Origin of the sequence: Streptomyces sp. SID3343, assembly GCF_009865215.1 — a bacterium.
In the GTDB taxonomy this organism is placed as follows: domain Bacteria; phylum Actinomycetota; class Actinomycetes; order Streptomycetales; family Streptomycetaceae; genus Embleya.
The window spans coordinates 1-10,603 of record NZ_WWJX01001213.1; the positions used below are offsets into that span (position 1 = coordinate 1).

At 70.4% G+C, this 10,603-nt stretch carries 8 protein-coding genes; 5 read left to right on the top strand and 3 right to left on the bottom strand.

Annotated elements, in window-relative coordinates:
• Positions 1-147 precede the first annotated feature (147 nt).
• The 3 genes from GT354_RS38325 to pepN (GT354_RS38335) all read right to left on the bottom strand — a co-directional run bounded on the left by GT354_RS38325 (position 148) and on the right by pepN (GT354_RS38335) (position 5,771).
• Entirely contained in the window at positions 148-324 is a 177-nt protein-coding gene (locus GT354_RS38325) for a hypothetical protein (RefSeq protein WP_202512764.1), read from the bottom strand.
• 177 nt (positions 325-501) lie between these two features.
• A complete protein-coding gene (gene pepN / locus GT354_RS38330) occupies positions 502-3,048 on the bottom strand; it encodes an aminopeptidase N (RefSeq protein ID WP_161361001.1) in 2,547 nt (848 codons plus the stop codon).
• A gap of 179 nt (positions 3,049-3,227) precedes the next feature.
• Positions 3,228-5,771, bottom strand: a complete 2,544-nt coding sequence (pepN, locus tag GT354_RS38335; protein WP_161361002.1) for an aminopeptidase N — start codon at positions 5,769-5,771, stop codon at positions 3,228-3,230.
• A 278-nt stretch (positions 5,772-6,049) separates the two neighbouring features.
• Between pepN (GT354_RS38335) and GT354_RS38340 the strand changes: the two genes are divergently transcribed.
• From GT354_RS38340 to GT354_RS38360, 5 genes are all read left to right on the top strand, one after another.
• Positions 6,050-6,604, top strand: a complete 555-nt coding sequence (locus GT354_RS38340; RefSeq protein ID WP_237535866.1) for a disulfide bond formation protein DsbA — start codon at positions 6,050-6,052, stop codon at positions 6,602-6,604.
• 157 nt (positions 6,605-6,761) lie between these two features.
• Positions 6,762-7,457: a hypothetical protein gene (locus GT354_RS38345; protein WP_161361004.1), complete on the top strand. Its 696-nt coding sequence runs from the start codon at positions 6,762-6,764 to the stop codon at positions 7,455-7,457.
• Between the two features lie 106 nt (positions 7,458-7,563).
• Positions 7,564-8,961, top strand: coding sequence for an aldehyde dehydrogenase family protein (locus GT354_RS38350; protein ID WP_161361005.1), 1,398 nt, complete (start codon positions 7,564-7,566; stop codon positions 8,959-8,961).
• Positions 8,962-9,166: 205 nt separating this feature from the next.
• On the top strand, positions 9,167-9,763 hold the full coding sequence (locus GT354_RS38355) for a biotin transporter BioY (RefSeq protein ID WP_346012364.1): 597 nt from the start codon (positions 9,167-9,169) through the stop codon (positions 9,761-9,763).
• Between the two features lie 96 nt (positions 9,764-9,859).
• Positions 9,860-10,603, top strand: a 744-nt coding sequence (locus GT354_RS38360) for a proline-rich domain-containing protein (protein WP_272923964.1), incomplete at its 3' end; no start/stop codon positions are given.

Sequence of the window (10,603 nt, forward strand, 5' to 3'; positions counted from 1 at the left end):
CGGCCGCAGACGACGGCGCTTCGCGCCCACGGACCGGGCTTCACCAATGAGCGGGCCCCGGCCACGATCCCGGCGCGTCAGCGCCCACCGATCGGGCCCCCGTCGAGTGTTCGACGAGCTTCGCGAGCCGGCTTCTAACAAAGCAACTCAGTTCTTCTTCTTGTGCATGATGTCCGGGAGCATCACCAGACCCGCGATGATCACGAACGCCAGGATCGGGATGCCCACGAAGATGCCGAGGGTCTCACCGATGCCGATGCCCTTGCCCGGCTCGTCGCCGTCGTCGCGGATCAGCGCGAATGCCGGTGTCGAGATCACCGTCATGAGAGTAACGACGGCCGCTACGGCCCCGGCGCGAAGTGCGTTCCTGTTCACCACGGACGTCACGCTACCGCCCCGGCGCGTCCCCTCGCGCACCGGGTTGACCCTTTCGGGGGCCGCCGGACGGGCCGGGCTCGGCCCGTCCGGCATGCGCCGACCGCGGATCGTCGGCCGGCCGCGCTACCGCGCGTCGCGCGCCTGGGCCCGCAGGGAGCGGGCGACACCGTCTCGGCTCTCGACCACCAGGCGACGCAGACCCGCCGCCGGTCCCGCCGACGCGAGCCACGCGTCGGTGCGGTCGAGGGTGTCCTGGTCGACCTGGAGGGTCGGGTACAGGCCGATCACGATCTGCTGGGCGATCTCGTTGGTGCGCTCGGCCCACACGTCGGCGATCGCCGCGAAGTAGCGGTCGGTGTAGGCGGCGAGCAACTCGCGCTGCGCCGGCTGGCCGAAGCCGCCGATCACCGCCGCCTGGGTGGCGTTGGGCAGGCTGTCGGAGTTGACCACCGACGCCCACGCCTCGTCCTTGGCCGCGGTGCTCGGGCGCGCCGCGCGGCAGGCCGCCGCGTGCCGCTGCCCGGCGGCGGTGCCGTCGCGCTCCAACTCGGCGGCCACGTCCGCGTCACCGGCCACGCCGGTCGCGCTCAGCCGCAGCAGCAGTGCCCAGCGCAGGTCGGCGTCGACGGCCAGGCCCTGGATCTTCTCGGTGCCGTCGAGCAGGCCACGCAGGATCGCGAGGTGGTCCGGCCGGGCCGCCACCGACGCGAGGCAGCGGGCCCACGCGAGCTGGTGGTCGCCGCCCGGCTCGGCCGCGCGCAGGAATCGCTCGGCCGCGACCGCCAGTTCGGCGATCGACCGCTCGCGGTGCGCGGGGTCCGCGTACAGCTCCAGGGCGGTGGTGAGCTGGCGCTGGAGCGACTGGACGATGTTGATGTCCTTCTCGCTGCCCGCGCCGCTGAGCACGAGCTTGAGGTAGTCGCGGGTGGCCATCTCCGCGTCGCGCGTCATGTCCCAGGTCGCGGCCCAGCACAGCGCGCGCGGCAGCGGGTCGACGAACTCGCCGATCGACTCGATCACGAACGCGAGCGAGTCCTCGTCGAGGCGGATCTTGGTGTAGGTCAGGTCGTCGTCGTTGAGCAGCACGACGTCCGGGCGGGCCCGGCCGACCAGCGCCTCGACCTCGGTCCGCGCACCGGTGACGTCCAACTCGATCCGGTGGGTGCGGACCAGGCCCTCGTCGGTGCGGTCGTAGAAGCCGATCGCGATCCGGTGCGAACGCAGCGTGGGCCACGCGTCGGGAGCCTCCTGGAGCACCGCGAACGACGTGATCACGCCGTCGGAGGAGGTCTCGATCGCGGGCCGCAGCGTGTTGACGCCCGCGGTCTCCAGCCACTCGCGCGACCACGCCTTCAGGTCGCGGCCCGAGGTCTCCTCCAGTGCGCCGAGCAGGTCGGCGAGCCGGCTGTTGCCCCACGCGTGCTTCTTGAAGTAGCTCCGCACGCCCGCGAAGAAGTTGTCGCTGCCGACGTAGGCGACGAGCTGCTTGAGGACCGAGGCGCCCTTGGCGTAGGTGATGCCGTCGAAGTTGACCTCGACGTCCTCCAGGTCCCGGATGTCCGCGAAGATCGGGTGCGTGGACGGCAGTTGGTCCTGCCGATACGCCCACGTCTTCATCCGGTTGCCGAACGTGGCCCACGCGTGCGACCAGCGGGTCACCTCGGCTTGGCAGCGCACCGACGCGTAGGTCGCGAACGACTCGTTCAGCCACAGGTCGTCCCACCACTGCATGGTGACCAGGTCACCGAACCACATGTGGGCGAGCTCGTGCAGGATGGTCTCGGCGCGCGTCTCGTAGGACGTGTCGGTGACCTTGGACCGGAAGACGTAGTCCTCCAGGATCGTCACGCAGCCCGCGTTCTCCATCGCGCCCGCGTTGTACTCGGGTACGAAGAGCTGGTCGTACTTCCCGAACGGGTACGGGAAGTCGAACTGCTCCAGGAAGTAGTCGAAGCCCTGCTTGGTGACGTCGAAGATGTTGTCCGCGTCCAGGTACGGCGCGAGCGAGGAACGGCAGAACACGCCGAGCGGGACGACCGTGCCGTCCGCGGCCGTGTAGCTGTCGCGCACCGCGTGGTAGTGCCCCGCGACGATCGCGGTGATGTAGGTCGAGATCCGCGGCGTCGGCTCGAAGGCCCACACCGACGCTCCGTCGCCGGCCGGCTCGGGCTCGGGGGTGGGCGAACAGCTGACCACCTCCCAGTCGCTCGGGGCGGTGACGGTGAACGCGAACGTGCCCTTGAGGTCCGGCTGTTCGAACGTGGCGAAGACCCGGCGCGCGTCGGGTACCTCGAACTGCGTGTAGAGGTAGGTCTTGCCGTCCACCGGGTCGACGAAGCGGTGCAGCCCCTCGCCGGTGTTCATGTACGCGCACGACGCCACGACCCGCAGCTCGTTGGTCGCCGCGAGGTCGGTCAGCGCGATCCGGCTGTCGGCGTACACCGACGCGACGTCGAGCGCCTTGCCGTTCAGCGTGATCTCGTGCACCTCGGGCGCCACGAGATCGACGAACGTGGTCGCGCCGGGTTCCTCGCACCCGAACTTCAACACCGTCGTGGACGGAAACGTCGCCCCGGTGCCGGTCAGGTCGAGGGCGATGTCGTACGAGTCGACGGTGAGTATCCGGGCCCGCTCGCGGGCCTCGTCACGCGTGAGGTTGGTACCGGGCACGCTGCGCTCCTTGTGAGTGTCACGCCGCCGTGGGTGGGCGGCCGAGGAAGGGTCTCGCGGAAACGATCTCGGAGTCGGGGGCGGACGACACGCTGTTTTCTTCCCTTCCGACTCCGAGATCGCCGCCGGCGAGTTGCCGGTTCCGCCCCGCCGAGGTGACGGGGGGCGAAAGATTCGGGTCAGTCGCGGTGGTCGCGCTTGCGGGCCTTGAGGGCTCGGGCGACGTCGTCGCGGCATTCCACGACCAGGCGCTTGAGCGCCGGGACCGGTTCGGCCGCGGCGATCCAGTCGTCGGTGCGACGCAGGGTGTCCGGGTCGATCCGGCCCGAGGGGTACAGGGCGACCACGACGCGGCGGGCGATCTCGATCGAACGGTCCTGCCACACCCGGGTGAGCGCCGCGAAGTAGCGGTCGGTGTACGGGTCGGTCAGTTCCTCCTGGCCGGGGGTGGAGAAGCCCGCGAGCACCGCGCCGAGGGTGGCGTTGGGCAGTTCGTCGGACTCCACCGCCAGTCGCCAGGCCTCGGCCTTGGCCTCGGGGGTGGGGCGGGCCGCGCGGCACTCGGCCGCGTGTCGGTGGCCCGCGGCGGTGCCGTCGCGGTCCAGTTCGGCGAGGATGTCCGGCTCGTCGGCGGCGCCGCCCGCGCACAGCGCCAGCAGCAACGTCCAGCGCAGTTCGGCGTCCACGGTCAGCCCGGGGACCTGCTCCTCACCGGTCAACAGGTCTCGCAGGAAGGCGAGTTCGGTGATCGAGGAGGACGCCGAGGCGAGGCTGCGGGCCCACGCGAGCTGGTGGTCGCCGCCCGGGGTCGCCGCGCGTAGCTCGGCGAGCGAACCGGCCGCGAGCAGCCGCAGGCCCTCGGCCCGAAACGCCGGGTCGGTGTAGCGGTCCAGGCCGGTCTTGACCTGGGTCTGGAGTTTTTGCACCACGCCCACGTCGCTCTCGCGACCGGCGTGTCGCAGTACCAGCGCGAGGTATTCGCTCGCCGGCAGTTCGCCGTCGCGCGTCATGTCCCACGCCGCGCCCCAGCACAGCGCGCGAGCGAGCGAGGAGTCCAGGTCGCCGAGCGATTCGAGCACGGCCTGCCACGAGCGCTCGTCGAAGCGGACCTTCGCGTAGGTGAGGTCGTCGTCGTTGAGCAGGATCAGCGGGGTACGTGTTCGGCCGACCAGTTCGGGCACCTCGGTGCGCTCGCCGACCACGTCGACCTCGACCCGGGCGACCCGCTCGGGGCCGTCGTACAGACCGATCGCGATCCTGTGCGGACGCAGCGTCGGGAACGCCGGCAACGCTTCCTGGAGCACCGCGAACGACGTGACGACGCCGTCGGCGTCGGTCTCGATCGAGGGCCGCAGGGTGTTGACGCCGGAGGTCTCCAGCCAGTCCGCCGACCACGACGTGAGATCGCGGCCCGACGTCTCCTCCAACGCGTTGAGGAAGTCGCCGAGGGTCGTGTTGCCCCACGCGTGCTTGTGGAAATAGGACCGGGCACCCGCGAAGAACGCGTCCTCGCCGACGTAGGCGACGAGTTGTTTGAGCACCGAGGCGCCCTTGGCGTAGGTGATGCCGTCGAAGTTGAGCTTGGCGTCCTCCAGGTCGTCGACCACGGCCACGATCGGGTGGGTGGTCGGCAGTTGGTCCTGACGGTACGCCCAGTCCTTGCGGCGGGCGGCGAACGAGGTCCACGCGCCCGTCCAGCGGGTCGCGGCGCCCTGCGCGTAGGCGCCCATGAAGTCCGCGAAGGACTCCTTCAACCACAGGTCGTCCCACCAGCGCGGGGTGACCAGATCGCCGAACCACATGTGCGCCATCTCGTGCAGGACCACGTTGGCGCGACCCTCGCGGGCCGAGTCGGTGACCTTGGACCGGAAGACGAATTCCTCGGTGAAGGTGACCGCGCCCGGGTTCTCCATCGCGCCGAGGTTGTACTCGGGGACGAAGAGCTGGTCGTACTTCCCGAACGGGTACGCGAACCCGAACCGGTCGTGGAACAGGTCCAGGCCCTGCTTGGTGACCTCGAAGATCTCGGCGTGGTCGAACGCGCTCGCCAGCGACGCCCGGCAGAAGCCGCCGAGCGGGACGACCAGGCCGTCGGCGCTCGTATAGCTGTCGAAGACCGCGTGGTAGGGGCCGGCCACGACCGCCGTGAGGTAGGTCGAGATGCGCGGCGTCGGCGCGAAGTCCCACCGAGCGACGCCCTCGCGAACCGGCACCGAGGCGGGCGTGGTCGAGTTGGACACGACCTGCCAGTGCTCGGGCGCGGTGACCGAGAAGCGGAACGACGCCTTGAGATCGGGTTGTTCGAAGTTGGCGAACACCCGGCGCGAGTCGGCCGGTTCGTACTGCGTGTAGAGGTAGACCTGTTCGTCGACCGGGTCGACGAACCGATGCAGCCCCTCCCCGGTGCGGCTGTAGGCGCACGACGCGACCACCCGCAGTTCGTTGGCGCCCTCGACCAGGTCCTCGATCGCGACGCGGGTGCCGTCGAAGACCTTGTCGGGATCGAGCGGGCGGCCGTTGAGTACGACCTCGTGCACCCGGGGCGCGAGCAGGTCCACGAACGTGGACGCGCCGGCCTCACGGCTCGTGAAACGAAGCACCGTCTCCGAGTGGAACGTCTCGCTGCTGTCGGTGGTGACGTCGAGCCTGACGTCGTAGTCCTCGACGCTGAGGATCCGGGCCCGCGCGCGGGCCTCCTCGCGGGTCAGGTTCCTGCCGGGCACTGGATCACTCCCTGGTTGGCTGCGGTCCCGGCCGATCCTTTCACGACAGGGGCAGGCATGTCGGCGGAGTTGTCGGGGCAGGTTGTGGCGGGGTGCGGTCGGCAGGAATGACGCGGCGTGCGCGAGGGTTGCGGGTCAATGACGGGAAGCCGGTCGCTCGGCGACCGGGCCTGTGCACGCACCCCAGGATCGAGAGGACATCCCCAGTGACCAACGACAACGGATCCGACCGCGACGTCGCGCACTTCTGGTTCGACCCGCTGTGCCCCTGGGCATGGATGACGTCGCGCTGGATGCTCGAAGTCGAGCAGGTCCGGCCGATCGACGTGCAGTGGCACGTGATGAGTCTGTCGGTGCTCAACAGCGGTCGCGACGATCTGCCCGAGCAGTACAAGGACATGCTGGAGCGCGGTTGGGGCCCGGTGCGGGTGTGCATCGCGGCCGAGCAGCGCTTCGGCAACGACGTGCTGCTCCCGCTCTACACCGCGCTCGGCAACCGGCGTCACCCGGGCGGCGAGGACTACACGCGCGAGGTGATCGAGGCCGCGCTCACCGAGGCCGGGCTGCCCACCGACCTCGCGGACGCCGCCGACTCGACCGAGTACGACGAGGCGCTGATCGCGTCGCACCACGACGGCATGGACCGCGTCGGCATGGACGTCGGCACCCCGGTGATCAGCGTCAACGGTGTGTCGTTCTTCGGCCCGGTGGTGTCGCCGGCGCCCAAGGGCGAGGCGGCCGGGCGACTGTGGGACGGCGTCGTGCTGGTCGCGGGTACGCCGGGCTTCTTCGAGATCAAGCGCACGCGCGACCAGGGGCCGATCTTCGACTGACGACGCGTAACCGATATTCGACCGTCGGTGCACATGAATCCTCGGCCGATGGTGGGTGTGTGCGGTGGTTTTCCTCGGCGGGTCTGACCGGATGAACCTCTCCGGAACCTGACGCCGAATCATGTGCAAGTCGGTCAAAGCTATCTAATCTGGACGGATGACGGCCCCGGAACGGCAGAGCAGCGTGATCCACACGTCCCGCACCGGACGCGTGGACCCACGTACGCCCAACGGCAACGCCCCGTACGGATCGCGCATGCCGCGGCTGCGCGATCGGGCGCTCGCCGCCGGTCTGCGGGCCGTGGTGCCGGTGTGGCGACTCGTGGGACTGCGGACCGGGGCGGCCTCGCTGCGGCACTATCTCGTGGGCCGAGGCGAGCCGTTCGTGATCGACTCGGCCCAGCCGCTGAACACGCCGCCGTTTCGCCGCGCGGCGCTCGACCACTTCCAGGAGTGGTGGGCGCTCGCGGCGATCCGCTGGCACGACAGCGCGGGCGCCGAGGCCGAGTTCGCGACCACCACGAAGTGGCACGGCGTGTTGATCCGGCGCGCGGACGACGCCGACTGGTGGCTGGCGATGCGCGGCCTGCAGTATCGGATCACCGGGCGGATGGAGATCCTCCCGGGCCAGGAACCGGTACCCGGCTCGCCGGCTCTGCCCGATGTGCGCCTGGTGTATCGGGTCGAGGTGTACAAGGACTGGAACTTCGACAAGGGCGAGGGCGAGTACGGGGTGTCCTTCACCCCGCTCGCCCGCCTGCACGAGGTCGGCCTCGCCCGCGAGTTCCCGGTCACCGGACACAGCGACGACCTGGTGTGGACCTCGAACGGGCCGGAGCTTCCCCGAGTGTGACCCGTCGGACGGCCGACCGAACCGGGACCGACGCCCCTGTAGACGTGACACGTGTCGTCGTACTCTTCGGTGGATTCCAGTGGCTAGCGGCGAGGAGTCCGGCGGCATGACGAAGGCATACGACACGATCTACATCGACGGCGCCTGGACGGCCCCCTCGTCCACCGAGACCATAGAGGTCGTCGACCCCAACACCGAGCAGGTCGTCGCGACCGTGCCGCAGTGCACACCCGCGGACGTGGACCGGGCGGTGGCCGCCGCCAAGCGCGCGTTCCCCGGCTGGGCCGCGACGCCGCCGGCCGAGCGCGCGGCACTGCTCGCGAAGGCCAGGGACCTGCTCGCCGAGCGGTCCGCGGAGATGGCACAGGTCATCACGGCCGACATGGGCGCGCCCTCGTGGCTGGCCGAGCGGGTGCAGGTCGGGCTGCCGCTCACCGTGCTCGGGTCCTACGTCAAGCTCGCCGAGGACTTCACGTGGGAGGAGAACGTCGGCTCCTCGCTCGTCGTTCGCGAGCCGGTCGGCGTCGTCGGCGCGATCACGCCGTGGAACTACCCGCTGCACCAGGTCACCAACAAGCTCGGCCCGGCCGTGGTCGCCGGCTGCACCGTCGTCCTCAAGGCCAGCGAGGTCGCACCGCAGGCCGCGCACCTGTTCTTCGAGATCCTGCACGACGCGGGCTTCCCGGCCGGCGTGGTGAACCTGGTCTCCGGCACGGGCCCGGTCGTCGGCGAGGCGATCGCGGCGCACCCCGACGTGGACATGGTCTCCTTCACCGGCTCCACGCGCGCCGGTACCCGGGTGTCCGAGCTCGCGTCGGCCACCGTCAAGCGGGTCGCGCTCGAACTCGGCGGCAAGTCGGCCAACGTGATCCTGCCCGGCGCCGACCTGGACAAGGCCGTGCGCGCGGGGGTGGGCGGCGCGTACCTCAACAGCGGGCAGACCTGTAGCGCGCTCACCCGCATGCTCGTGCACCGCGACGACCTGCCGCGCGCGGTCGAGGTGGCCGCCGAGGCCGCGACCGCGATGGCCGGCAAGCTCGGCCCGATGGTCAACGCGACCCAGTTCGAGCGGGTACGCGGCTACATCGCCAAGGGCATCGAGGAGGGCGCGACCCTCGCGGCCGGCGGCGGGGACCTGCCCGAGGGCGTCGAGACCGGCTACCACGTGCGACCGACCGTCTTCTCCGACGTGACGCCCGACATGACCATCGCGCGCGAGGAGATCTTCGGCCCGGTCCTGTCGATCCTGCCGTACGACACCGAGGAGGAGGCCGAGCGGATCGCCAACGACACCCCCTACGGCCTGTCCGGCGCGGTGTGGGGAGCGACCAGCGAGATCGCCGTGGCGTTCGCCCGCCGGCTGCGCACGGGCCAGGTCGAGATCAACGGCGGCGCGTTCAACCCGCTCGCCCCGTTCGGTGGTTACAAGCAGTCCGGCAACGGGCGCGAACTCGGCCGTTTCGGGCTGGAGGAGTATCTGGAGGTCAAGTCCCTCCAGCTGTGATCCCGAGCAGGGATGACCCGGGCCGAAGGCTCGGTACGGGGTGACGTCGATCTCATGATGTCGACCCGACGGCCCGACATGGGGATGCTTTCGGTGGTGTCCGACAAAGATCGGAACCGGACCTTGTCGGGCACCCCCGTGATCGTCCCAGGTTCGGTTGGTTAAGTTCACAGAGTCCCGCAACACGAAACGTGTGGAGTCCGTTGTGAGCACTGCCCTTCTCGATGCGCGCCGCCCCGTCCTCGCCGACCTCGTACCGGCCCGCGTCTTTCGCGGCGCGGCCGTTCGTGACGCCGCCCTCGTCGTCGGCGCGTCCGCCTTCGTCGGCCTCGCCGCCCAGGTCGCCGTACCCGTACCCGGCTCCCCGGTCCCGGTCACCGGCCAGACCTTCGCCGTCCTGCTCGCCGGCAGCGCCCTCGGCGCGTGGCGCGGGCTCGCCGCGATGGTCCTCTACCTGGGCCTGGGCGCGGCCGGCATGCCGTGGTTCGCCGAGGGCAACTCCGGCACCGGCTTCCCGACGCTGGGCTACGTGCTCGGCATGGTCGTCGCGGCGATGCTCGCCGGCTACCTCGCCCAGCGCGGCACCGACCGCAGCCCGCTGCGCACCGCCGGCACCATGCTCGTCGGCAACGCGGTGATCTACGCCGCGGGCCTGACCTACCTCGCGCACGACCTCGGGATCAGCCTGTCCAAGGCCTACGAGATCGGCATGCAGAACTACCTGTTCGGCGACCTGGTCAAGATCGCCCTCGCCACCGCGCTGCTGCCCGCCGCGTGGAAGCTGGTCGGCCGCCGCAGCTGACCCACCGTCGACACCCGGACCCCGTTTCCCCGCCAGGGGGAGGCGGGGTCCGGCTTTTACCTCCCGCGAGCGGCTCCCGGCGCCTAACCTTTCGACATGAGACCGGGGGCGACCAAGCGCATCGTGATCAGTGGCACGCTCGTGGCCCTGCTGATCGTGGCGGGATTCGGCAACCAGTGGGTGTACGAGAAGTCCGTCGACGGTGACGCGGACACCCTGTTCAAGTGGTACTGGAGCCTGCTGCGGATCGCCGGCTTCCCGTTGTGGGTGATCGACAAGTCGGGCTTCGAGGACACGGTCGGCTCCGGGGTGCAAACCCGTTTCGTGGTGGCCGGGTTCGTCGCCTTCGCGGTTCTGCTCGTCACCGTCGCGCTGTTGCTCGCCTTCGGCGCACGCGGACTGGGCGAACGCGCGGCCGCATTCAACGCGCTCCTGCTCGGCTGGTTCTCGCTCGTGGTCGGCGGCGCGTTGTTCGGCCTGACGATGTACGCGATCGCCTTCAGTGACAAGGAGTACGAAGGCGCCCGTGGGGGGAGCGGATTCGAGCAGGCGATGTCGCTGATGCAGCGGGGCGCGCTGTTCGGGATCATGTGCGGGTGGATCGTCGGCGTCGCCGCGCTGCTCTCGTACGTCTCGGCCGCTCCCTACACCGGCCCCCGGGCGCCCTACGCCGGCGACCCGTACGGGCCGATGCCCGACGCGTACAACCAGCCCATGGCGTACAACCCGGTCTACGGCGCTCCGCCGGCGGGCAACCCCACCGGCCCGCCGCTGCCGCCACAGCGCCCGTCGTACCGGCCGCAGACCCCGCACGACGCGCCCACCACCATCCGGCCCGCC